General features: G+C 59.6%; 19 protein-coding genes. 7 read left to right on the top strand and 12 right to left on the bottom strand.

Annotated features, from left to right (window positions below; genetic code table 11):
- Window positions 1–174 precede the first annotated feature (174 nt).
- The 6 genes from AC07O1_RS09305 to cobA all read left to right on the top strand — a co-directional run bounded on the left by AC07O1_RS09305 (window position 175) and on the right by cobA (window position 9,678).
- Window positions 175–1,386 carry a nitrate/nitrite transporter gene (locus AC07O1_RS09305; protein WP_495088578.1) on the top strand — a complete coding sequence of 404 codons (1,212 nt, stop codon included), beginning with the start codon at window positions 175–177 and terminating at the stop codon, window positions 1,384–1,386.
- Between the two features lie 7 nt (window positions 1,387–1,393).
- Window positions 1,394–3,064 (top strand): bifunctional protein-serine/threonine kinase/phosphatase, encoded by a 1,671-nt coding sequence (locus AC07O1_RS09300; RefSeq protein ID WP_495088577.1) that lies wholly within the window; start codon window positions 1,394–1,396, stop codon window positions 3,062–3,064.
- A 360-nt stretch (window positions 3,065–3,424) separates the two neighbouring features.
- Window positions 3,425–5,878 carry a nitrite reductase large subunit NirB gene (gene nirB, locus AC07O1_RS09295; RefSeq protein WP_495088576.1) on the top strand — a complete coding sequence of 818 codons (2,454 nt, stop codon included), beginning with the start codon at window positions 3,425–3,427 and terminating at the stop codon, window positions 5,876–5,878.
- Complete coding sequence (gene nirD, locus AC07O1_RS09290; protein ID WP_494992384.1) at window positions 5,875–6,192, top strand: nitrite reductase small subunit NirD; 318 nt, start codon at window positions 5,875–5,877, stop codon at window positions 6,190–6,192. Before nirB ends, nirD begins: the two co-directional genes overlap by 4 nt.
- Window positions 6,192–8,909, top strand: a complete 2,718-nt coding sequence (locus AC07O1_RS09285; RefSeq protein WP_495088575.1) for a nitrate reductase — start codon at window positions 6,192–6,194, stop codon at window positions 8,907–8,909. The genes nirD and AC07O1_RS09285 overlap by 1 nt, the downstream gene beginning before the upstream one ends.
- A gap of 10 nt (window positions 8,910–8,919) precedes the next feature.
- On the top strand, window positions 8,920–9,678 hold the full coding sequence (cobA, locus tag AC07O1_RS09280) for a uroporphyrinogen-III C-methyltransferase (RefSeq protein WP_495088574.1): 759 nt from the start codon (window positions 8,920–8,922) through the stop codon (window positions 9,676–9,678).
- Between the two features lie 129 nt (window positions 9,679–9,807).
- On the opposite strand, the gene AC07O1_RS09275 is transcribed toward cobA, so the two are convergent.
- The 9 genes from AC07O1_RS09275 to ppsA all read right to left on the bottom strand — a co-directional run bounded on the left by AC07O1_RS09275 (window position 9,808) and on the right by ppsA (window position 18,313).
- On the bottom strand, window positions 9,808–10,782 hold the full coding sequence (locus tag AC07O1_RS09275; RefSeq protein WP_495088573.1) for an OmpA family protein: 975 nt from the start codon (window positions 10,780–10,782) through the stop codon (window positions 9,808–9,810).
- A 107-nt stretch (window positions 10,783–10,889) separates the two neighbouring features.
- Window positions 10,890–11,480 (bottom strand): RNA polymerase sigma factor SigX, encoded by a 591-nt coding sequence (gene sigX / locus AC07O1_RS09270; protein ID WP_494992388.1) that lies wholly within the window; start codon window positions 11,478–11,480, stop codon window positions 10,890–10,892.
- A gap of 90 nt (window positions 11,481–11,570) precedes the next feature.
- Entirely contained in the window at window positions 11,571–12,395 is an 825-nt protein-coding gene (locus tag AC07O1_RS09265) for a mechanosensitive ion channel family protein (RefSeq protein ID WP_494992389.1), read from the bottom strand.
- Window positions 12,396–12,397: 2 nt separating this feature from the next.
- On the bottom strand, window positions 12,398–12,643 hold the full coding sequence (locus AC07O1_RS09260) for a CrfX protein (RefSeq protein WP_494992390.1): 246 nt from the start codon (window positions 12,641–12,643) through the stop codon (window positions 12,398–12,400).
- A gap of 63 nt (window positions 12,644–12,706) precedes the next feature.
- Window positions 12,707–13,702: a zinc transporter ZntB gene (locus tag AC07O1_RS09255; protein ID WP_495088572.1), complete on the bottom strand. Its 996-nt coding sequence runs from the start codon at window positions 13,700–13,702 to the stop codon at window positions 12,707–12,709.
- 26 nt (window positions 13,703–13,728) lie between these two features.
- On the bottom strand, window positions 13,729–14,220 hold the full coding sequence (gene rraA / locus AC07O1_RS09250; RefSeq protein ID WP_262112211.1) for a ribonuclease E activity regulator RraA: 492 nt from the start codon (window positions 14,218–14,220) through the stop codon (window positions 13,729–13,731).
- 99 nt (window positions 14,221–14,319) lie between these two features.
- Complete coding sequence (locus tag AC07O1_RS09245; protein ID WP_495088571.1) at window positions 14,320–14,619, bottom strand: Rieske (2Fe-2S) protein; 300 nt, start codon at window positions 14,617–14,619, stop codon at window positions 14,320–14,322.
- 100 nt (window positions 14,620–14,719) lie between these two features.
- The gene (locus tag AC07O1_RS09240) at window positions 14,720–15,736 is read right to left on the bottom strand and encodes an alpha/beta fold hydrolase (RefSeq protein ID WP_495088570.1); all 1,017 of its coding nucleotides are present in this window, start codon (window positions 15,734–15,736) and stop codon (window positions 14,720–14,722) included.
- Between the two features lie 201 nt (window positions 15,737–15,937).
- A complete protein-coding gene (gene ppsA / locus AC07O1_RS09235) occupies window positions 15,938–18,313 on the bottom strand; it encodes a phosphoenolpyruvate synthase (RefSeq protein WP_495088569.1) in 2,376 nt (791 codons plus the stop codon).
- Window positions 18,314–18,489: 176 nt separating this feature from the next.
- On the opposite strand from ppsA, the gene ppsR reads away from it, so the two are divergent.
- Window positions 18,490–19,308 carry a posphoenolpyruvate synthetase regulatory kinase/phosphorylase PpsR gene (ppsR, locus tag AC07O1_RS09230; RefSeq protein ID WP_494992395.1) on the top strand — a complete coding sequence of 273 codons (819 nt, stop codon included), beginning with the start codon at window positions 18,490–18,492 and terminating at the stop codon, window positions 19,306–19,308.
- 211 nt (window positions 19,309–19,519) lie between these two features.
- Here the strand turns inward: ppsR and prpD are convergent, their stop codons facing one another.
- From prpD to acnD, 3 genes are all read right to left on the bottom strand, one after another.
- Entirely contained in the window at window positions 19,520–21,004 is a 1,485-nt protein-coding gene (gene prpD / locus AC07O1_RS09225) for a 2-methylcitrate dehydratase (protein WP_495088568.1), read from the bottom strand.
- Between the two features lie 218 nt (window positions 21,005–21,222).
- The gene (gene prpF, locus AC07O1_RS09220) at window positions 21,223–22,413 is read right to left on the bottom strand and encodes a 2-methylaconitate cis-trans isomerase PrpF (protein WP_495088567.1); all 1,191 of its coding nucleotides are present in this window, start codon (window positions 22,411–22,413) and stop codon (window positions 21,223–21,225) included.
- 54 nt (window positions 22,414–22,467) lie between these two features.
- Window positions 22,468–25,062: a Fe/S-dependent 2-methylisocitrate dehydratase AcnD gene (gene acnD / locus AC07O1_RS09215; RefSeq protein ID WP_495088566.1), complete on the bottom strand. Its 2,595-nt coding sequence runs from the start codon at window positions 25,060–25,062 to the stop codon at window positions 22,468–22,470.
- Between the last annotated feature and the right edge of the window lie 134 nt (window positions 25,063–25,196).

The following is a 25,196-nucleotide window of genomic DNA, read 5'->3' as shown; positions in this document are numbered from 1 at the left end:
GGTTGCCCCACCTACGACAAAGACGTCGCACACCCTACTCGCCCACGCAGCGAATCGGGTTGCGGCGTTTTTTCGTTTTTGGCCCCACAGCCCGGGGCCGGTGGTGCGGCCGTTATGGGCCCCCACCTGAAAGCTCATGACTCCTTTCGAGACTCTTCACAGCTGAGGTGCGCGATGAATTCAAGCTTCTGGAAATCCGGCCATACCCCGACATTGTTCTCGGCCTTCCTCTATTTTGACCTGAGCTTCATGGTCTGGTACCTGCTCGGCCCTTTGGCGGTGCAAATCGCTGCCGACCTGCAACTGACTACCCAGCAACGCGGGCTGGTGGTCGCCACGCCGATTCTGGCCGGTGCGTTTCTGCGCTTTGTGATGGGCTTGCTGGCGGATCGCCTGTCACCGAAAACCGCCGGGCTGATCGGCCAGGTCATCGTGATCTGCGCGCTGTTCGGCGCCTGGAAGCTGGGCATTCACAGCTACGAACAGGCACTGGTGCTTGGCCTGTTTCTCGGTATGGCCGGCGCCTCGTTCGCCGTCGCTCTGCCTCTGGCCTCCCAGTGGTATCCACCGCAGCATCAAGGCAAGGCCATGGGCATTGCCGGTGCGGGCAACTCCGGTACGGTGTTCGCGGCGTTGATCGCCCCGATGCTGGCGGCGGCGTTTGGCTGGAGCAATGTGTTCGGTTTTGCGCTGATCCCCCTGGCCCTGACCCTGATCATCTTTGCCTGGCTGGCGAAAAATGCCCCTGAGCGGCCAAAAGCAAAATCCATGGCTGACTACTTCAAGGCTCTGGGCGACCGCGATAGCTGGTGGTTCATGTTTTTCTACTGCGTGACCTTCGGTGGCTTTATCGGTCTGGCCAGCGCGCTGCCCGGCTACTTCAACGACCAGTACGGCCTGAGTCCGGTCACCGCTGGCTACTACACCGCCGCCTGCGTATTCGGTGGCAGCCTGATGCGCCCGTTGGGTGGCGCCCTGGCGGATCGCTTCGGTGGCATTCGCACCTTGCTCGGCATGTACACCGTGGCGGCAATCTGCATGACTGTGGTGGGTTTCAATCTGCCGAGCTCCTACGCCGCCCTCGCCCTGTTCGTCTGCACCATGCTCGGTCTTGGTGCCGGTAATGGCGCGGTCTTCCAATTGGTACCGCAGCGTTTTCGCCGGGAGATCGGCGTGATGACCGGCCTGATCGGCATGGCTGGCGGCATTGGCGGCTTTGCCCTCGCCGCAGGCATGGGAGCGATCAAGCAGAGCACCGGCAGCTATCAGCTTGCGCTATGGTTATTCGCCAGCCTCGGTGTGTTGGCCTGGTTCGGTCTGCACGGGGTCAAACGCCGTTGGAGAACCACTTGGGGTTCGGCAGCCGTGACCGCGGCAAGGGTCTGAAACATCAATGAGCCTGCAACTGAGCTTCGCCCAAGCCAGCGCCATCGGCCCACGCGATGAAAATCAGGACGCCTTGCGTCTGGTCACACCGACCCCGGCGCTGGCGGCCAGCAAGGGCAATCTGTTCGCCATTGCAGACGGCGTCAGCCAGTGCGCCGACGGTGGCCTCGCCGCTCGTTCGACCTTGCAGGCATTGGCGCTGGACTACTACGCCACACCGGAAACCTGGGGCGTGGCGCAAGCCCTCGATCGGTTGCTACTGGCACAGAATCGCTGGCTGCAAGCCAACGGTGGCGGGCAGCCATTGCTCACCACCGTCAGCGCACTGGTGCTGCGTGGCCGGCGCTTTACCCTGGCCCATGTCGGCGATTGCCGGGTCTATCGCTGGTACGCCGAGGGGTTGCAGCGCATCACGGACGATCATGTCTGGGAACAACCGGGCATGCAGCATGTACTCAAGCGTGCATTGGGTCTGGATCAACATCTGGTGCTGGACTTTCTCGACGGTGAACTGCGTCAGGGCGAGAGCTTCGTGCTGCTCAGCGACGGCATCTGGGCGGTCCTTGGTGACACGGCGATCACCTCGATCCTGCGTGACCAGCCCGACCTCGACAGCGCCGCGCAGACGCTGGTCAACGCCGCGCATCTGGCGGGCAGTCAGGATAATGCCAGCGCGTTACTGGTGCGGGTCGACGCCCTTGGTGAGGCGACCATCGGTGATGCGCTGATCCATTTACAGCAATGGCCGTTACCGCCCCCCTTGAAACCAGGTCAGTCGTTCGAAGGCTGGCAAGTCGAGACACTGCTCGGGCAGAGCCAGCAGTCCCTGCTCTATCGCGTTCGCGACGCCCAGCAGCAACCCTGGCTGCTGAAAACCTTGCCAGCCCACTTGCATGACGATAACCAGGCCGGGCAAGGCCTGCTGTCTGAGGAGTGGTTTCTGCGGCGGGTCGCCGGTCGACACTTCCCCGAAGTGCATGCCGCCAGTCAGCGTCAGCATTTGTATTACGTGATGCGCGAGTACCCAGGCGCGACTCTGGCCGAACTGTTCGCACAAAACGGCCCGCTGCCATTGGCTCAATGGCAGGAACTGGCCGAGCGCCTGCTGCGGGCGGTGGGCATGCTGCATCGGCGGCAGATCCTGCACCGGGATATCAAACCGGAAAACCTGCTGCTGGGTGAAGACGGCGAATTGCGCCTGCTGGATTTTGGTTTGGCCTATTGCCCTGGCCTCTCGGAGGACCAGACACACCTGCTTCCGGGAACGCCAAGTTACATCGCCCCGGAAGCCTTCAATGGCGACGCACCCACGGCGCAACAGGATCTCTATGCGGTGGGCGTGACTCTGTATTTCCTGCTGACGGGCCAATATCCCTATGGGGAAATAGAAGCCTTTCAACGACCGCGCTTCGGGATGCCAGTCAGCGCCAACCGCTATCGGCCGGACCTGCCGGACTGGCTGGAGCAAAGCCTGGAGCGCTCGGTTTCAGTCAATCCTGCTCAACGCTTTGAAACAGCGGAGGAATGGTTGCTGCTATTGGAACAGGGCGAACGCCGCAGCTTGAACGTTCGACCCAGGCCGCTGCTGGAGCGAGAGCCGCTGAAGGTTTGGCGGACCTTGGCGCTGGTGTCGTTGCTGATCAATCTGGTGCTGCTGTATTGGGTGTTTCATGGCTGACGATCTGTTTGCGTAGCAGCTGGCGAAGCCTGCGTTCGGCAGCTGCTACAGGGATTTGCGCTCCACTAGCGTGCGCAGCGCCTTGAATCGGTGCATAAAACTCAAGCCAAACACCAAATCATGGCTCAAAGCCCAATAAAACCACGCTCCGTACAACTTGGCACAACCGCTGCATTAGCTCCTGCAACAGACATAAAGCCCAGCCTTCAACGATGAAGGTTGCGCTTCCCGAGAGAACGGGATCAGGACAAAGGCGTCCTCGCTAGGTAACTAGCGGGACGCCTTTTTTTGTTTGCGCAAAATTTGTCGAGCCAGCCCGACCGCCCTGATGAGGCAGGCCTGAGCTCCCCGGAGATTTTTATGAAAAAACTCAAACTGGTGATGATCGGCAACGGCATGGCCGGGGTTCGCACCCTGGAAGAGCTGCTCAAGCTGAGTAACGAGCTGTACGACATCACGGTCTTCGGCGCCGAACCCCATACCAACTACAACCGCATTCTGCTGTCGCCAGTGCTCGCCGGTGAGCAGACGTTCGAAGAGATCGTGCTCAACGATTTGAGTTGGTACCTGGAAAACAACATCAAGTTGCTGCTCAACCGCAAAGTGGTGCAGATCGACCGGGTCAAACGCCGGGTGATCGCCGAGGACGGCACCGAAGCCGAATACGACCGCCTGCTGATCGCCACTGGCTCGACGCCGTTCATTCTGCCGATTCCTGGCAATACCTTGCAGGGCGTGATCGGCTACCGCGACATCGCCGACACCCAGGCCATGATCGACACCGCCAAGACCCACAAACACGCGGTGGTCATCGGCGGCGGCCTGCTGGGCCTTGAAGCCGCCAACGGCCTGATGCTGCGCGGCATGCACGTGACCGTGGTGCACATCGGCGAATGGCTGCTGGAGCGGCAATTGGACAAAACCAGCGGCGAGCTGCTGCAAAGCGCCCTGGAAAGCCGTGGTCTGAACTTTCGTCTGTGCGAACAGACCCAGGCCTTGCACGACGCCGGCAACGGTCGGGTCGGCTCGGTGCAGTTCAAGAACGGTGACGTGATTCCTGCCGACCTGGTGGTAATGGCCGCCGGTATTCGGCCGAACACCGAACTCGCGGAAAAATCCGGCATTCCCTGCAATCGCGGGATTCTGGTCAACGACACGCTACAAACCTACGACCCGCGTATCTATGCCATCGGCGAATGCGCCAGCCACCGGGGCATTGCCTACGGCCTGGTCGCGCCGTTGTTCGAGCAGGCGAAAGTCTGCGCCAACCACCTCGCGCAACTGGGGTTCGCCCGCTATCAAGGTTCGGTCACCTCGACCAAGTTGAAAGTCACCGGCATCGACCTGTTCTCCGCCGGTGATTTCATGGGCGGCGAAGGCACCGAAACCATCACCCTTTCCGACCCCATCGGCGGCGTCTACAAGAAGCTGGTGATCAAGGATGACGTGCTGGTCGGTGCCTGCCTGTATGGCGACACCGCCGACGGCGGCTGGTATTTCCGGCAGATCCGCGAGAACCATGGCATCAGCGAAATCCGCGACCACCTGATGTTCGGCGAAAACGCCCTCGGCGACGTCGGCCACCAGGGTCAGGACAAAGCCATGAGCATGGCTGACACCGCGGAAGTCTGCGGTTGCAACGGCGTGTGCAAAGGCACCATCGTCAAAGCGATTCAGGAACACGGCCTGTTCAGCGTCGATGAGGTCAAGAAGCACACCAAGGCTGCCAGCTCCTGCGGTTCCTGCGCCGGGTTGGTAGAGCAGATCCTGATCAATACCGTCGGTGGCGCGGCCGACGTCAAACCGAAAAGCGAAAAAGCCATCTGCGGCTGTAGCGACCTCAACCACGGACAGATCCGTCAGGCCATCCGCGAACAGCACTTGCTGACTATCGCTGGCACCATGAGCTACCTGAACTGGCGCACCCCGAACGGCTGCGCCACCTGCCGTCCGGCGCTGAACTACTACCTGATTTCCACCTGGCCGGGGGAAGCCAGGGACGATCCGCAGTCGCGCCTGATCAACGAGCGGGCCCACGCCAACATCCAGAAAGACGGCACCTATTCAGTGGTGCCACGGATGTGGGGCGGCGTGACCAACCCTTCCGAGTTGCGGCGCATCGCGGATGTGGCGGACAAGTACAACGTACCAATGGTCAAGGTCACTGGCGGGCAGCGCATCGACTTGCTGGGGATCAAGAAGCAAGACTTGCCGGGCGTCTGGAAAGACCTCGATATGCCATCCGGCCACGCCTACGGCAAATCCATCCGCACCGTGAAGACCTGTGTCGGCAGCGAGTTCTGCCGCTTCGGCACGCAAAACTCCACCCAACTGGGCATCGAGCTGGAGCATGACCTGTTCAACATGTGGTCACCGCACAAGGTCAAACTGGCAGTCTCCGGTTGCCCGCGCAACTGCTCGGAAGCCGGGATCAAAGACGTTGGCATCATCGGCGTGGATTCGGGCTGGGAGATGTACATCGGCGGTAACGGCGGGATTAAAACCGAGGTCGCGGAGTTCTTCGTCAAACTGAAAACCGCCGAAGAAGTGCGCGAGTACAACGGCGCTTTCCTGCAGCTTTACCGCGAAGAAGCCTTCTACCTGGAGCGCACCGTGCACTACCTGCAACGGGTCGGCATGGAGCACATCAAGAAGGCTGTGCTGGAAGACCCGCAACGGCGCAAGGCACTCAATGATCGCCTGCAATTCTCCCTGTCGTTCGAGCAGGACCCCTGGAAGGAGCGTCTGGAGCAACCGCTGCTGAAGAAGGAGTTCGACACCATCGCCGTGAAACAACTGGAGGTGCCGGCATGAACTGGCTGGATATCTGCGCACTGGAAGAAATCAACGCCTTGGGTTCACGCATCATCAACGGCCCAAAAGGCGATATCGCGATCTTTCGTACCAGTGACGATGAAGTCTTCGCCCTCGACGACCGCTGCCCACACAAGGGTGGTCCTCTCTCTCAAGGGTTGATCTATGGCAAACGGGTCGCCTGCCCGCTGCACAACTGGCAGATCGACCTCGAAACCGGCGAAGCCCAGGCCCCGGACATTGGCTGCGCGCACCACCATCTGGCGCGCGTGGAGAATGGCCGGGTCATGCTGGCACTACGGGATGCGAGCTGATGAACCGCCAGACGACCGCCTCGACCTGCTGTTATTGCGGGGTCGGTTGCGGTGTGCTGATCGAGCATGACGGCGAGCACATTCTCAGCGTCAGCGGCGACCCGACACACCCGGCCAACTTCGGCAAACTGTGCAGCAAAGGAGCCAGTCTGCACCTGACTGGCGACCTCGCGGCACGGGCGCTGTACCCGGAACTGCGGCTGGGCAAAAGCCTGGCCCGCAGCCGCACCGATTGGGATACCGCGCTGGATCACGCGGCCAATGTGTTTGCCGACATCATCACCGAACACGGCCCGGACAGCGTTGCGTTTTACATCTCCGGGCAACTGCTGACCGAGGACTACTACGCCTTCAACAAGCTGGCACGAGCACTGGTCGGCACCAACAATATCGACAGCAATTCACGGCTGTGCATGTCCTCGGCGGTGGTCGGCTACAAACGCAGCCTCGGTGCCGACGCTCCACCGTGCAGCTATGAAGACCTTGAGCTGAGCGACTGCGTGATGATCGTCGGCAGTAACATGGCCTACGCCCACCCGGTACTGTTTCGTCGACTGGAAGAAGCCAAAAGCCGCCGACCTCAGATGAAAGTCATCGTCATCGACCCTCGGCGCACCGATACCTGCGATCTGGCGGACATGCATATGGCGATTCTGCCAGGCACCGATGTCGCGCTGTTTCATGGGATTTTGCATCTGCTGCTGTGGGAAGACTGGGTCGACCGTGATTTCATCAAAGCCCACACCGAAGGCCTGGCTGAACTGAAAAACCTGGTGCGCGATTACACCCCGCAAATGGTTGCCCAGCTGTGCGGGATCAGTGTCGAGCAACTGCAGCAATGCGCGGAGTGGATCGGCACCTCACCAAGCTTTCTGTCACTGTGGTGCATGGGGCTCAACCAGTCCACGGCCGGCAGCGCAAAAAACAGCGCGCTGATCAACCTGCACCTGGCCACCGGGCAAATCGGCCGGCCGGGTGCCGGACCGTTCTCCCTGACGGGTCAGCCCAACGCCATGGGCGGTCGCGAGACCGGCAGCCTGTCGAACCTGTTGCCGGGCCACCGCGAGGCCATCAACCCGGAACACCGAGCAGAAGTCGCCGCCTATTGGGGTGTCGAGCGCTTGCCCGAAAGTGCCGGGCTGACAGCCATCGAGCTGTTCGAGCACCTCCAGAGCGGCAAGATCAAAGCCCTGTGGATCGCTTGCACCAACCCGGCGCAATCGCTTCCGGATCAGAATGCGGTGCGCGAAGCCTTGAAGGCCTGCCCGTTCGTGGTACTGCAGGAAGCCTTTCGCACCACCGAAACCGCGCCGTTTGCCGACCTGTTGCTGCCCGCCGCCAGTTGGGGAGAGAAGGAAGGCACGGTGACCAATTCGGAGCGGCGTATTTCCCACGTTCGCCGCGCCATTGCCGCCCCGGGAGAAGCACGGGCTGACTGGGCGATCACAGTAGACTTCGCTCAGCGCCTGGAGCAGCGCCTGCGCCCGGCACAGCCAAGCCTGTTCGCCTTCAATGATCCGGCGCAGGTATTCGATGAATACAAAGAGCTGACCCGCGACCGCGACCTCGACCTGTCCGGCATCAGCCATGCCCTGCTCGACGAAATCGGTCCACAACAGTGGCCCTTCCCCCATGGGGCACAAATCGGCACGGCGCGCTTGTACGGCGACGGCATATTCCCGACACCCAGCGGCCGGGCGAACTTCGTTGCTGATCCCTACCGCGCCGCCAAAGAGCAACGTGACGCTCGCTTCCCGTTGACCCTGATCACCGGGCGTCTGCGCGATCAATGGCACGGTATGAGCCGCACCGGCACTGCCGCACAACTGTTCGGGCACGTCAGCGAAGCCGTTTTGAGTCTGCACCCCGATGAACTGCATCGGCATCGGCTGCAATCCGGTGATCTGGTCAGCCTCAAAAGCCGTCGCGGTCACGTGATCGTTGCAGTGGGTAGCGATGACAGCGTGCGCCCGGGCCAGGCCTTCTTGCCGATGCACTGGGGCGATCGTTTCCTCAAGGGTGGCATCAATGCCGTCACGCAACCGGCGTTCGACCCCTTGTCCAAACAACCGGAGCTCAAACACAGCGGCGTACGCATCGAGCCGGTACAGTTGCCCTGGCAGTTGTTTGCCTTGATCGAAGGCGATGTGCAGCAGCATTTCGAGGCCCTGAGACCGCTCTGCGAGGGCTTTGCCTACGTCAGCCTCAGTCTGGCCGGCCGCGAGCGTCCGGCGCTGTTGATTCGTGCCGCCAGCGCTCAGGCGCCGGATCCGCAGCTGCTCAGGGACATTGATCAACTGTTGAGGCTCAACGATGGGCCGGTATTGGCCTATGACGACCCTCGGCGCTCCATCGGTAAACGGGTCCGGATCGAGAACGGGCGAATCACGGCCATACGCCTGGCCGGTGAAACCCTGGCCCGGCATTGGTTACAAAGCCTGTGGCTCGAAGGTCGCGCCGACGAGCAATTGCGTCGCTGGCTGCTGGCGCCATTGAGCGCCCCACCAGGCAACGCCGCAAGCCATACCTCCAGTAGCAAAACCTTATGCAACTGCAAAAACGTCAGCGAAAGCGCGGTCTGCGCCGGCATCAGTCGCGGTCTGGATTTGAAGGGTTTGAAACAAGAACTGGGCTGCGGCACTCAATGCGGCTCCTGCGTACCGGAAATCAGGCGTCTGTTGGCTGTCACTGCCCAACCGATAGCAATCACTTCGTGAGGAATTGAACATGAGAGCAAAAGTCTGGCTGGTAGGCGCAGGTCCTGGCGATCCTGAATTGCTGACCCTCAAAGCGGTACGGGCACTGGGCGAAGCCGATGTGGTGCTGATCGATGATCTGGTGAACGAGGCCGTTCTGGTTCACTGCCCGACAGCTCGCATCATTCCGGTGGGCAAACGCGGGGGCTGTCGCTCCACGCCGCAAGAGTTCATTCATCGCTTGATGCTGCGCTATGCCCGCCAGGGCAAATGCGTGGTGCGGCTCAAGGGCGGCGATCCGTGCATTTTCGGGCGTGGCGGTGAAGAGGCACAGTGGCTCAGAGTCCATGGGATTGAAGTCGAAATGGTCAATGGCATCACAGCAGGTCTTGCCGGTGCGACGCAATGCGATATCCCGTTGACACTGCGTGGCATCAGTCGTGGCGTGACCCTGGTGACCGCCCACACTCAGGACGATAGCAGCCTGAACTGGCAGGCCCTGGCCCAAAGCGGCACGACGCTGGTGATTTACATGGGCGTCGCCAAGCTGAGCGAAATTCGCGATCAATTGCTGGCCGGCGGCCTTGCCGCTGACACGCCAGTGGCGATGATCGAAAACGCTTCGCTACCCCAGCAAAGGGAATGCCGGAGCGATCTGACAGCCATGCAGGAAGATGCCCTCGTCTTCCAGCTGAAAAGCCCGGCCATTCTGGTGATTGGCGCGGTCGCAGCACGTGAACAATCGTCAAAAGATTGCAGCCTGCGGCCGCGCCTACAGGAACGCGCTTGAGCGCATTCTCGCGCAGGAGTTGCTCAAGCCGCCGATATCTTCAATGTCATTGCAAATCTTCGCTCGACACCAAATCCAGGACAAAGAAAAGCCCGGCCTAAGCCGGGCTTTTCGAAACTACAAAGCTAATTACTTAGCGGTAGCTTCAACCTGCGCTTCTACGCGACGGTTCATAGCACGACCAGCTTCAGTTGCGTTGTCAGCAATTGGGCGGGACTTGCCATAACCAACCGAGTGAACGCGGTTAGTGTCAACACCATCCTTGACCAGGACTTGTTTAACAGCGTCGGCACGACGCTGGGACAGTTTCTGGTTGTAAGCGTCAGGACCGACGTTGTCAGTGTGACCTTCAACAACGGTGGTGGTGTTCGGGTACTGCTTCATGAAGTCAGCCAGGTTCTTCACGTCGCCGTAGCTGTTTGGCTTGACAACAGCCTTGTTGAAGTCGAACTTCACGTCCAGCTGAACACGAACTACTTCAGCAACCGGAGCTTCTGGAGCTGGCTCAGCTACTGGAGCTGCAACTGGAACTGGTGCCGGGGCAGGCTTGGAGCCGCCACCGAAGTTAACACCCAGACCGATCACAGGAGCGTAGTCCCAACGACCGTTGTCCAGCTTGTAGTCGGCTTCAACGCCGGCACGAGCGTACAGGTTGTCGGTGATGTACCACTTGGCGCCAGCGCCAGTGGTCAGGAAGGTGGACTTGTCACGACCAGTGTGGCCATCAGCAGCGACGTTGGTCATGCTGCCGTGGGAAACACCGCCTTCAACGTAAGGGCGCACTGGGCTGCCAACTGGCAGGAAGTGGTACTGGGCCTTCAGACCGAAGTGATCGCCTTTGATCTTCTGGCCGCCAGTGTTGTTGTTCGAACGAGTGTAATCGTCTTTCTCGTAAGTAGCGTTGACCGAAACGTCGTCGGTCAGGAAGTAACCGATCGAAACGCCTGGACGGCGACCGTCTTCAACGTCGTTGATGCTGTCGTTGTACTGCTTCTTGTAGAAAGCCTCACCCTCGACCGCGCCTTGGCCTTGTGCCAGAGCGCCGAACGAAGTAGCGGCAATAAGAGAACCAATGGCCAAGCCCAAGGTGTTTTTCAGTTTCATCCGTTAAATCCCCATCTGGTGATTGTAAAGCAGTCCCGCAAACCGGGGGACAACTCGGCGGCAAGTCTAACAGAACTTGCCTGCACGTAAGAGATATTTGCGCCGAACTAAGTTTCAGCAATGCCTGCAAATTTCTCACGCAATTTATCAAGAGCGCGCTTGTACCGCATTTTTGTTGCGCTCAAACCCATGTGCATTATGTCTGCGATCTCCTGAAACTCCAGCTCTGCGACAAATCGTAGCACCAGAATTTCCCGATCGATCGGGTTCACGTACACCAACCAGCGATCAAGTCCACCTTTATCCTCAGGTTTCGGCATCTTCTCTTCAGATGCTTCCTCAAGGGGGTCGAGACTCAAGGCATCCATCAAGCGACGCTTTCGCCGCTCCTTGCGATACTGCGTGATGCACTCGTTGTATGTGATGCTGTACAACCATGTCTTGAACTTCGATTTGCCCTCGAAGTTCTTCAAACCGTACAACACCTTCAACATCACTTCCTGACAGACATCATCTGCATCACGATCGTTCCCTAAATAACGTGCACAAACGTTAAATAGGGTTCTCTGATAGCGCCGCATCAATTCTTCATAGGCGCGCGTTACGTGAAACAGCTCCCCGTGCGAACGCTCAACCAACTCCTCATCGGAGAGCTCTCGGGGGTCGTAGCGCATGGTTAGCGATTGGGTTTTATTCAAAACGAGTCGTGCCGACAGTCAGGTCAATGTCCGCCGCAACCCGTGTGAGCGGGCATTTTGCGGCGGCATACATTAGCAGGGTTTGCCGGGTTAGCGGCTACTAACATGCTGTTCCAGCAGTATCCGATTGGAGAGAGAGACTAGCTCACCCTCATCGGTCAGCAATGTAGTTTTAACCGTGCCGATCTCTTCGATCTGGCCTTCGACCTCACCAACACGTACTTGTTGCCCAACCTCATACAACTCACGCACATAAATTCCCGCAAGAATTTGCCCGGCAATTTCCCGGCTTCCCAACCCCATGGCCAAGGCAACCGCCAGACCAACGGTTATCAGTACAATCACGATCACATGGTTGAGCAGGTCTGTTTTGACCTCCAACTGGCTGATCGCGACCGAAATACTGATGATGATCACCAGGCCCTGAGCAATACGCCCAAGACCGGCGGCGTAATCCAGGCCTACGCCTTCTGCCGCGCCACGTACCAGCCCATTGGCCAGCTGCGCCAGCAACACCCCTACCAGCAACACCAGCGCCGCACCGAATACTTTCGGCACATACAGCGCCAGCATGTCGAGCGTAGCCGAAACCCGCTCAAGGCCGAGTGATTCTGCAGCAGAAACCAGAAAAATCAGCAAAATGAACCAATAAACGATCTTGCCGATCAAGGTCGAGATCGGAACCTGCAGGCCCGCGCGAGACAGCAACTTGGTCAAACCGGTACCGCCCATCAGGCGATCCAGGCCCAGTTTGGCCAGCAATTTGGAGAGCAAGGTGTCGAGCAGCTTGGCCACGACAAAACCCAACAGCAACACAACCAGTGCGCCGAACAGGTTCGGAATGAAGTTCGCTACCTTGGTCCACAACGCAGTCATCGCAGTGACGAGGCTCTGAGTCCAGAGATCAAGTTCCATATTCAATCAGCCTTATCAGCAGTGCGAGCAATAGGTTTACGACGGGAAACCGGCGAGACGTGGGCCGAGCCGTTATTGAGGGCAATCATCAGCGCCGGCAACCAACGCCCCAGCAAACTGAACAGATCACCCGCCCCCACCTGACGGTTGGCGGTTTTCAGTACACGGCCCAGGCAAGCAGCGTCGTCACGGGTGGACGGCGTCGCTTTAAGCATGTCACGCAGAGACTGTTCGAACGGATCGTGCATACGCACCTCTCGAGATGTCTGTGAAAGACGCGATCAAAATTCCTCGGGTCACATGCCCAAACATCAGACCCAACGTAAACGCCGGAACAACCACCATTGACCCAGAGCCACGGAAACCATCATCAGGCAGGCAATGAGGAAGCCATATGGGTTCCCCGAGAGGGGCAATCCACCGACATTTATCCCCAGCAAACCGGTCAGAAAACTCATCGGCAGAAAGATCCAGGTGATAAATCCGAAGCGGTACATCGTGCGATTCATCCGCACGTTCAAACGTCGCTCATCGGTATCCAGCACAAGCCCCACGCGCTCCCGGGTCAATTCCAGCTCTTCCAGATAGCGCGTCAGGCTGTTGTTCAATTCGTTCCAGTAGTCGCCATCGTCATTGACGAACCACGGCAATTTGATCCGGGTAAGCTGACCGAAAATATCCCGCTGCGGAGCGAGGAAACGTTTCAGCCCGGCAGCCCGCCGACGGATCTGCAAAACGGATCCATGCTCTGGTGAATACCGTTCGTCGGAATCCAGCTTTTCTTCTTCATTGTCGACAATTTCCGAGAGATCGCTGACCAGATCCTGGACCTTGTTCGTCAGGTACTGAGCCAGATAAAGGATCAGTTCCGAGGCGCTTTTCGGCCCCTTGCCTTCGTTGAGCTCCACCAGTAACTCATCGGTGGCTCGCAATGGCCGCAAGCGCAATGAAATGACGCGCTGGGCGGAAGCGAAGATCCGCACTGAAACCATGTCTTCCGGCTCAGCGCCAGGATTGAGGTTAATCCCGCGCAAAAACAGCAGCAGTTCGCTGTCCGGCAGCGCCAGCAGGCGTGGTCGGGTATTTTCTTCAAGCAACAGATCGCAGCTGAACTCACTCAGACCACTGGATTTACGCAGCCAGGTCTGGGTTTGCGGGTGACTGCGATCCCAGTGCAGCCAGAGGCTTTCGTGAGATTGCAGTTGCAGGTCATCCAGTTCAGTCCGGGCTATCGAACGCGCACCGCCTTTACCATCCAGCACCAGGGCATGAACCAGCCCCCACTGCGCGTTTTCTTCCTCGAACATCCTCACCCCTTCTGTGACTCGATATTTTATTCAGGCATCTTCAGCGGACTTGGCGAGATGATCACGCCGTTGTTATCCGCATAGATATATTCGCCCGGACGGAACGTCACGCCGGCAAAGGTCACAGCAACGTTGAGATCGCCAATGCCACGCTTGTCGGTCTTCATCGGGTGACTGGCGAGCGCCTGTACGCCCAGATCGGTTTGCGCGATGACGTCGACATCACGGATACAGCCATAGATGACCAGCCCTTCCCAACCGTTTTTCGCGGCTTTCTCGGCCAGCATGTCGCCCAACAACGCACGGCGCAGTGAACCACCGCCATCGACCACCAGTACCTTGCCATTCCCTTTGAGCTCGACCTGCTCCTTGACCAGCGAGTTGTCTTCGAAGCACTTGATGGTAACGATTTCGCCGCCGAAGGAATCACGACCGCCAAAATTGCTGAACATCGGTTCGAGCACCTGCACCAGTTCCGGGTAGGCGTCGCACAGATCGGGAGTAAGGTAATGGTTCATCGAGAAACTCCTGTAAGAGAAAAAACACGAACGGGTGTCAAAAACTACAGAGATACGCTGTTAAAACGGGCATCAGCGCCGGATGTTCAAGGCATTACCTTATACGTCGATGCCGATACGGTCACCTTCATACGCCAGTTTCAACATGTTCAGGCCAGGGCAGGACGGCTGCAAGGCACGCCCGCCGGGCAACTGGAACTCCATGCCATGCCGCGCGCAACGCAACACATTGCCCACCACCGTGCCGGCAGACAACGGCGCGCCTCGATGCGGACAGCTGTCCTCAATCAGCAACGGCTGATTGTCCAGCACCAAGAGCAACAGGCTACGCCCGCCGACCTGAAAAGTTCGTCGGTAACCTTCATCCAGATTGATCAGACGCTCAAGCGGCACGAACATAAATGCTGACTCAGTAACTGAATGTGACCAAAACAGCCCAACGCGTCATATCTTAGCCGTAAGCCGACCAGAGCGAAATGCCCTTGTCAGAGCGCACCGCTCAGACCGCAGCGGCGAGATTCGACTCCTGGGTCAGCAACGGAGTTTCCTGATCTTTCAACCAGCGCTCCACCAATGGCCAGACCTCAGTCTGGGCATTTTTACTGACCAGCATCTCCACATGGCCAAAATTGTCGCTAAAGCCCTGCTCCCGTCCCAGGCAAACGAACTGCCGCTGCTCGGAGCCAAACTGATCGAAAAGTTTACGGCAGGCCCACGTCGGGTCTTGATGATCACCCGCTGCGCTCACGCCCAACACCGGCACCTGACTCTCAGCCAGCCCTGCCCACCAGTCCTTCTCCGAGTCACCAAAACGACCGAACAGCCCGTACCAGCGCATGCCTTCCAGGGCCAGCCCAATCGGCTCATCCTCGGGTCCGCGCTTGAGCCGGGAACCCGATATCCGGGCAAATCGCTTCAAAATGAATCGCCCGCTCCACTCCACCGGCGGGATTTTCAATGGCCAGTAAGTACGACTGACCTGGGTGCCGAAAAACGCTGCAGACGCAACGGCAGGCGCGCCCAGATACTGGCCGCCCAACGCCGCCGCCAGCGTGATGCCGCCCAGCGAATGTCCCAACCAATGGGGAATCTGGCCACTTTGCTCACGCACGAACGCGGCAATCGCTGGCAGATCGTAGCGGGCATAGTCGGCGACGCGGTTCTTGCTGTAGTCCTGATTGCGCCGGGACAAGCCGTGACCGCGCATCTCCGGAATCCACACATCAAAACCGGCCCGCGCCAGATAAGCGCCCAGCCCAAGACCCTTGGGCGAGTACCAGAATCGCCGGTTGGAAAAACTGCCATGAAGCAGCACCACCGGGACGCCGCGAACCTCAGGCGCATCCGCCATGCCCAAGCGGGTGACCGCCAGCTCAACGGTGCCATCAGGACTATTGCCAGGCTTCAAACGGTAGACGTCTTCGCTCAGATCACCGCGCCGCTCGGCGCTGATCAGGGCGACAGGAAATAGATTGCTGCTGCTTTGCATAATGCCTTGCACAAAAAAGGGCGGCATTCAGATGGATGCCCGCCCTACTTGAATATCTAAAAAGGCCAATCAATGACCGCAATGTCGATCTGTGCAGGAGCAGCCGGTCGACGCTCGATTGCTCGCGATGGACTTCAGAACACCGCGCTTTATCCAGCAAGCACGCGTCATCGTTAGCGTTCATCGCGAGCAATCGAGCGTCGACCGGCTGCTCCTACAACAACACCATCAGGCCGAGGCCTGACCTTCAGCCAGGAAGAACCAGGTTTCCAGTACGGAATCGGGGTTCAACGAGACGCTTTCGATGCCCTGCTCCATCAGCCATTTGGCCAGATCAGGGTGGTCGGAAGGGCCCTGACCGCAAATACCAATGTATTTGCCAGCCTTGTTGCACGCCTGGATGGCATTGGCCAACAGTTTCTTGACCGCTGGATTTCGCTCGTCGAACAGGTGCGCGATGATCCCGGAGTCACGGTCCAGGCCCAGGGTCAGCTGGGTCAGGTCGTTGGAACCGATGGAGAAGCCGTCGAAGTACTCCAGGAACTCTTCCGCCAGGATGGCGTTGGATGGCAGTTCGCACATCATGATGATGCGCAGACCGTTTTCACCCCGTGCCAGACCGTTTTCCGCCAGCAGATCGACAACCTGGCTGGCTTCGCCCAGGGTACGGACGAACGGCACCATGATTTCGACGTTAGTCAGGCCCATCTCGTTGCGAACACGCTTGAGAGCGCGGCATTCGAGCTCGAAGCAGTCACGGAACGATTCGCTGATGTAACGCGATGCGCCACGGAAACCCAGCATCGGGTTCTCTTCTTCCGGTTCGTACAGCTTGCCGCCGATCAGGTTCGCGTATTCATTGGACTTGAAGTCCGACAGACGCACGATGACCTTTTTCGGCCAGAACGCAGCCGCCAGGGTACTGATGCCTTCGACCAGTTTCTCGACGTAGAAGCCGACCGGGTCGTCGTAGCCGGCGATGCGCTTGTCGACGCTTTCCTTGATCTCTTGCGGCAACCCGGCGTAGTTCAGCAGTGCCTTGGGGTGCACACCGATCATGCGGTTGATGATGAACTCCAGACGGGCCAGACCCACACCGGCGTTCGGCAACTGCGCGAAATCGAAGGCACGATCCGGGTTACCGACGTTCATCATGATCTTGAACGGCAGATCAGGCATGGCGTCGACGGAGTTCTTCTTGATATCGAAGCCCAGCTGGCCTTCGAAGATGAAACCGGTGTCGCCTTCAGCGCAGGACACGGTAACGCCCTGGCCGTCTTTCAACAGTTGGGTGGCATTGCCGCAACCCACCACGGCCGGGATGCCCAGCTCGCGAGCGATGATCGCCGCGTGGCAAGTACGCCCGCCACGGTTGGTGACGATGGCGCTGGCGCGCTTCATGACCGGTTCCCAGTCCGGATCGGTCATGTCGGACACCAGAACGTCGCCCGGCTGAACCTTGTCCATCTCGGAAACGTCTCTGATGATCCGCACCTTGCCGGCGCCGATGCGCTGACCGATGGCGCGACCTTCTACCAGCACGGTGCCGGTTTCCTTCAACAGGTAACGCTCCATGACGTTGGCCTGGGTGCGGCTCTTCACGGTTTCAGGGCGGGCCTGAACGATGTACAGCTTGCCGTCGTCGCCGTCTTTGGCCCATTCGATGTCCATCGGGCACTTGTAGTGCTTCTCGATGATCATCGCCTGCTTGGCCAGTTCGCTGACTTCGGCGTCGGTCAGGCAGAAACGCGCGCGTTCGGCCTTGTCGACATCGACAGTCTTGACCGAACGACCGGCCTTGGCTTCGTCGCCGTAGATCATCTTGATGGCTTTACTGCCCAGGTTGCGGCGCAGGATTGCCGGGCGACCGGCAGCCAGCGTGCCTTTGTGGACGTAGAACTCATCCGGGTTCACCGCGCCTTGTACGACGGTTTCGCCCAGGCCGTAGGCGCCGGTGATGAACACCACGTCACGGAAGCCCGACTCGGTATCCAGGGTGAACATCACGCCGGCGGTGCCGGTTTCCGAGCGCACCATGCGCTGCACGCCAGCCGACAGGGCGACCAGCTTGTGGTCGAAACCCTGGTGTACGCGGTAGGAAATGGCGCGATCGTTGAACAGGGAAGCAAACACTTCCTTGGCGGCGCGGATGACGTTTTCGACGCCACGGATGTTCAGGAAGGTTTCCTGTTGACCGGCGAAGGAAGCGTCCGGCAAGTCTTCGGCGGTCGCCGAGGAACGCACAGCCACCGCCATGTCCGGATTACCGGCCGACAGCGTGGCGAACGCGGTGCGGATTTCGGCGTTGAGCTTCTCCGGAAACTCGGCCTCCATGATCCATTGACGGATTTGCGCGCCGGTTTTGGCCAGGGCATTCACGTCATCGACGTCCAGCGCATCAAGCGCGGCGTGGATCTGGTCGTTCAAACCACTTAATTCGAGAAAATCACGATAAGCCTGAGCCGTCGTGGCAAAGCCACCGGGAACCGATACACCGGCACCCGCAAGGTTACTGATCATCTCGCCCAGGGATGCGTTCTTGCCCCCCACATGCTCTACATCATGGACGCCGAGCTTATCGAGGGAAACTACGTACTCTACCAAGGTGATCTCTCCACTAGCTGTGTTGGAAAAGCTCAGAACACCGGCTGCTCAATGGGAGCGTTTGCCGGCGATATGGCCTGGACCTGGAAAATAAGTGAGAATGCGGGCCATCCGAGGCCGACAAACCGCGCCTATCATATCCAAGAATCGTCACCAGCTTAAGGCCCAAGGCGCAAATGAAACGATCTGCTTTCTTTATCTCCGATGGCACGGGCATTACAGCCGAAACCCTGGGTCAAAGCCTGTTGGCGCAGTTCGAAAACATTACCTTCAGCAAAGCCATACGGCCGTACATCGACAGCGTGGACAAAGCGCGGGCCATGGTACAACAAATCAACAATGCCGCCGAAAAGGACGGATTTCGCCCGATCATCTTCGATACCATCGTCAATCAGGATATTCGTGAGATCCTCGCGACTTCCAATGGTTTCATGATTGACATTTTCTCGACCTTCCTCGCGCCACTGGAGCAGGAGTTGAGCGAGCATTCGTCGTATTCGGTCGGCAAGTCTCATTCCATTGGCCACAACTCCAACTATATGGAACGCATCGAGGCGGTGAACTTCGCCCTCGACAACGACGACGGCGCCCGAACCCACTATTACGACAAGGCCGATCTGATCCTGGTGGGTGTCTCGCGCTGCGGCAAAACCCCGACCTGCCTGTACATGGCCATGCAATTCGGCATCCGCGCGGCCAACTACCCGCTGACCGAAGACGACATGGAGCGTCTGCAACTGCCCGCAGCCCTACGCGCCCATCAGCACAAACTGTTCGGCCTGACCATCGACCCGGACCGCCTCACTGCGATCCGCAACGAGCGCAAGCCTAACAGCCGCTATTCGAGTTATGCCCAGTGCGAATTCGAAGTACGGGAAGTGGAGAATCTGTTCCGCCGCGAGAACATCGCGCATATCAACTCCACACATTTTTCGGTGGAAGAGATTTCGGCGAAGATTCTGGTGGAGAAAGGCGTGGAACGGCGGTTCAAGTAATTGTTATATCGCCTGTCAGACCGCTATCGCGAGCAAGCCCGCTCCCACATTACTAGATCGTGTACTTCCTGTAGGAGCGAGCTTGCTCGCGATGAACGATAACGCGGTGTAATTTCAAGCGCTTAGCCCACTCATTCCCCAGCCCTGAAGCCGTCGCCAGCGCCTTGCTCAAACTGCTGATCAAGATCGTGCGTTCCGGGGCGTGCAGGCGTCAGACCACGAACATATCAACAAAGCGGTTGACCGGGGTCACTTCAAGTGCAGCCTGGTCCTTGCACAGGGCAAAGATTTCAGCGGTGCGTTGCGCGGTGAACCGGGTTGCCAGGTTGGTCTTGAACTTGTCCTCCAGCAATGGAATGCCGTCGGCGCGGCGACGGCGGTGGCCAATCGGGTACTCAACCACGACCTGTCCGGTTTTCGAGCCGTCCTTGAAGAACACTTGCAGGGCGTTGGCGATGGAACGCTTGTCGGCTTCCAGGTATTCGCTGGTGTAACGCGGGTCTTCGACGACGACCATCTTCTCGCGCAGTTCATCGATAATCGGATGGCCGGCGTGAAAATCGTCTTCGTATTGCTCGGCCACCAGGTTACCGAAAGCCAACGGTACGGCAGTCATGTACTGAATGCAGTGGTCGCGGTCAGCGGCGTTGGCCAGCTTGCCGACCTTGGAAATGATGCGGATCGCCGATTCGTGAGTGGTGATGACGATCTTGTCGATGTCGTGCAGGCGATCCTTGACCTGAGCGTGCAGGGTCACGGCAGCTTCACAGGCAGTTTGCGCGTGAAACTCGGCCGGGAAGCTGATTTTGAACAGCACGTTCTCCATCACGTAGGTGCCGAATTTCTGCGAGAAGCAGAAGCAACGCTTGTCTTCAGGTTTGAGCGCCAGATCCTTGTTGGTATGGCTGAACAGCACGTCGTAGAACCCCCACTGTTTTGCTGTCAGCACACCCGGGATGCCCATTTCGCCGCGCATGGCAATGTCCGCCAGACGCACGCCACGGCTCGACGCATCGCCCGCCGCCCAGGATTTACGCGAACCGGCGTTCGGCGCGTGACGGTAGGTGCGCAGCGCCTGACCATCGGCGAACGCGTGGGACAACGCGGACAACAGTTGCTCGCGGTTGGCGCCCATCAGTTTCGCGGTGACAGCGGTCGAGGCCACTTTCACCAGGATTACGTGGTCCAGACCTACGCGATTGAAGGAGTTTTCCAGTGCGATCACGCCCTGTATCTCGTGGGCCATGATCATCGCTTCCAGCACGGCGCGAATGGTCAGGGGCGCGTCGCCATTGGCCACACGCTTCTGCGACAGGTGGTCAGCCACAGCCAGGATGCCGCCGAGGTTGTCGGATGGATGACCCCACTCGGCGGCCAGCCAGGTGTCGTTGTAGTCGAGCCAACGAACGATGCAACCAATGTCCCAGGCCGCCTTGACCGGATCAAGGCGAAAACTGGTGCCTGGTACCCGAGCGCCAAACGGTACGACAGTGCCCTCCACGATCGGCCCCAGGTGCTTGGTGCACTCCGGAAAACGCAGGGCCAGCAGGCCACAGCCGAGGGTGTCCATCAGGCAGTTGCGGGCAGTGTCCAGCGCTTCTTTGGACTTGATCCTGAAGTTCAGGACGTAGTCGGCAATGTCCTGCAGGACGGTGTCGTAGTCGGGGCGATAGTTCAGGTCGACGTTAGCGCTCATCTTTGATTCCCTCGGTTAAGTGCGGGAACAATTGTCTTGGTCTTCTGAGAGAACGGGGCGCCGCCATCGCGAGCAAGCCCGCTCCCACACTGGATCGGTGCCCTGCACACAATTGTGCTCACACCGAAAATCTAATGTGGGAGCGGGCTTGCTCGCGATGCAGGCGCCGCGGTGTGCCAGGCGCACCGCCTTATCATTCACCGGGGAGCAAGCCCGCCTTAGAAAGCATCACCCGGCACGCGCACCCAGCCTTCCATCAGCACACGGGCGCTGCGGCTCATGATGGCCTTGTTCACAGTCCACTCGCCGTTGACCTGGCTGGCCTCCGCGCCTACGCGCAGGGTGCCCGAGGGATGACCGAAGCGCACCGCACTGTGCGCACTGCCGCCGGCAGCGAGGCTCACCAGCGTGCCCGGAATTGCCGCGGCGGTGCCGATGGCCACAGCGGCCGTGCCCATCATGGCGTGGTGCAGCTTGCCCATGGACAGCGCGCGTACGAGCAGGTCCACGTCACCCGCGCAAATCAACTTGCCGCTGGAGGCAAGGTAATCGGCCGGCCTGGCGACGAAGGCGACCTTGGGCGTGTGCTGACGCTTGGCGGCTTCATCAATGTGCTGGATGAGGCCCATGCGCAGTGCGCCGTGTGCACGAATCGTCTCGAACATCGCCAGCGCCTTCGCGTCACCGTTGATGTCGCCCTGCAACTCGGTGCCAGTGTAGCCGATGGCATCCGCGTTGACGAAGATGGTCGGGATCCCGGCATTGATCATCGTCACCTTGAGCGTGCCAAGGCCTGGCACCTGCAGGTCATCGACCAGATTGCCGGTGGGGAACATCGAGCCGCCCGCACCCTCCTCCTCGGCGGCCGGGTCCATGAACTCGAGCTGGACTTCGGCGGCAGGAAAGGTCACGCCGTCGAGCTCGAAATCACCGGTTTCCTGCACCGCGCCGTCAGTGATGGGCACATGGGCGATGATGGTCTTGCCGATATTGGCCTGCCAGATGCGCACCGTGGCCACACCGTTTTGGGGGATGCGGCTGGCGTCCACCAGGCCGCTGCTGATGGCAAATGCGCCGACCGCCGCGGAGAGGTTGCCGCAGTTGCCGCTCCAGTCGACGAAGGGCTTGTCGATGGAGACCTGACCGAACAGGTAATCGACGTCGTGGTCGGGCCTTGTGCTCCTGGACAGGATGACCGTCTTGCTGGTGCTCGAGGTCGCAGCCCCCATGCCATCGATCTGCTTGTCATACGGATCCGGGCTACCAATCACCCGTAGCAACAGTGCATCGCGTGCAGCACCCGGGACCTGGGCAGATTCGGGAAGGTCTTGCAGGCTGAAGAACACGCCTTTGCTGGTGCCGCCTCGCATGTAGGTGGCGGGAATCTTGATTTGCGGTACGTGAGCCATGTTTTTCCTTATAGGCCGGGGCGGGACTTCGACGTCCCGCTCCAGCTCGTCGTATTAGACGGCAACCGCCGACTCGAGGAAGTCCTGGGCGAAACGTTGCAGCACACCACCGGCCTCGTAGATCGAGACTTCTTCGGCGGTATCGAGGCGACAGGTGACCGGCACCTCGAGGCACTCACCGTTCTTGCGGTTAATCAACAGGGTTAGCGTGGCACGGGGGGTACGCTCGCCGATCACGTCGAAGGTTTCGCTGCCGTCGATACCCAGCGTCTTGCGATCTACACCCGGTTTGAATTCCAGCGGCAGCACACCCATGCCGACCAGGTTGGTACGGTGGATGCGCTCGAAACCTTCGGCGGCGATGGCTTCCACGCCGGCCAGACGCACGCCCTTGGCCGCCCAGTCACGGGAAGAACCCTGACCGTAATCGGCGCCGGCGATGATGATCAGCGGCTGCTTGCGCTCCATGTAGGTCTCGATGGCTTCCCACATGCGCATGACCTTGCCTTCCGGTTCGACGCGGGCCAGGGAACCCTGTTTGACCGCTCCGTTTTCCTTGACCATTTCGTTGAACAGTTTCGGATTGGCGAAGGTTGCGCGTTGCGCGGTCAAGTGATCGCCACGGTGGGTGGCGTAGGAGTTGAAGTCCTCCTCCGGCAGGCCCATTTTCGCCAGGTACTCACCGGCGGCGCTGTCGAGCATGATCGCGTTGGACGGCGACAGGTGATCGGTAGTGATGTTATCCGGCAGCACGGCCAATGGACGCATGCCCTTGAGCGGACGCTCACCGGCCAGCGCACCTTCCCAGTACGGCGGACGGCGGATGTAGGTGCTCATCTCGCGCCAGTCGTACAGCGGCTCGACCTTGGGACCTGTGTCTTCGTGAATCGCGAACATCGGGATATACACCTTGCGGAACTGCTCCGGCTTGACCGACGCCTTGACCACCGCATCGATCTCTTCGTCGCTGGGCCAGATATCTTTGAGGCGGATTTCCTTGCCATCGGCGGTCAGGCCCAGCACGTCTTTTTCGATGTCGAAACGGATGGTCCCGGCAATAGCGTAAGCCACCACCAGCGGCGGCGAAGCGAGGAACGCCTGCTTGGCGTATGGGTGAATACGCCCGTCGAAGTTGCGGTTACCCGACAACACGGCGGTGGCGTACAGATCGCGGTCGATGATCTCTTGCTGGATCACCGGGTCCAGCGCGCCAGACATGCCGTTGCAGGTAGTGCAGGCGAACGCCACCACGCCGAATCCCAGTTGCTCCAGCTCTTGAGTCAGGCCGGCTTCGTCCAGGTACAGCGCAACGGTCTTGGAACCCGGGGCCAGGGACGACTTGACCCACGGCTTGCGGGTCAGCCCCAGCTTGTTGGCGTTACGCGCCATCAGGCCGGCGGCGATGACGTTGCGCGGGTTGCTGGTGTTGGTGCAGCTGGTGATGGCGGCAATGATCACCGCGCCATCGGGCATCTGCCCCGGTACATCGTCCCACTGACCGGCAATGCCCTTGGCCGCGAGGTCCGTGGTGGCCACCCGCGCATGGGGATTGCTCGGACCGGCCATATTGCGCACCACCGAAGACAGATCGAACCGCAGACCACGCTCATATTGCGCCTGCTTCAGGCTGTCGGCCCAAAGACCGGTCTGTTTGGCGTAGAGCTCTACCAGTTGCACCTGCTGGTCTTCACGGCCGGTGAGTTTCAGGTAGTCGATGGTCTGCTGGTCGATGTAGAACATCGCCGCGGTGGCACCGTATTCCGGGGCCATGTTGGAAATGGTCGCGCGGTCGCCCAAGGTCAGCGCCGAAGCGCCTTCGCCGAAGAATTCCAGCCATGCGCCGACGACTTTTTGTTTACGCAAGAACTCGGTCAGCGCCAGCACCATGTCGGTGGCGGTGATGCCCGGTTGCAGCTTGCCCGTCAGCTCGACGCCGACACTTTCCGGCAGGCGCATCCACGAGGCGCGGCCGAGCATCACGCTCTCGGCTTCCAGGCCACCGACGCCGATGGCGATCACCCCAAGGGCATCCACGTGCGGGGTGTGGCTGTCGGTGCCGACACAGGTATCCGGGAAGGCCACGCCATCGCGCACCTGAATCACCGGAGACATTTTCTCCAGATTGATCTGGTGCATGATCCCGTTGCCTGGCGGAATCACGTCGACGTTCTTGAACGCCTTCTTGGTCCAGTTGATGAAGTGGAAACGGTCTTCGTTGCGTCGATCTTCGATCGCACGGTTCTTGGTGAACGCGTCCGGGTCGAAGCCGCCGCACTCCACGGCCAGCGAGTGATCGACGATCAGTTGGGTCGGCACCACCGGGTTGACCAAGGCCGGGTCGCCACCTTGCAGGGCGATGGCATCACGCAAGCCGGCGAGGTCGACCAGCGCGGTCTGGCCGAGAATGTCATGACACACCACACGGGCCGGGAACCACGGGAAGTCCAGATCGCGCTTGCGTTCGATGAGCTGCTTCAGGGAGTCGGTGAGGGTCGCAGGATCGCAGCGACGTACCAGGTTCTCGGCCAGCACACGGGAGGTGTAAGGCAGTGTGTCGTAGGCACCGGGCTGGATGCCGTCGACAGCCGCGCGGACGTCGAAGTAATCCAGTTGGGTACCGGGCAGCGATTTGCGGAATTCAGTGTTCATGGGCGTCAGGACTCGATCACGGTAGTTTCAGAGGGAGGCGCCTGGCACCGGGCTTGAAATGAACGCGATCCACTGTAGGAGCGAGCTTGCTCGCGATGACGGACTGACATTCAACATTGATGTCGACAGTTACA

This window comes from Pseudomonas sp. GW821-FHT07G10 (genome assembly GCF_059418545.1).
Note: the sequence above shows the minus strand (reverse complement) of the source record. Positions and strands in the feature narration are given on the sequence as shown.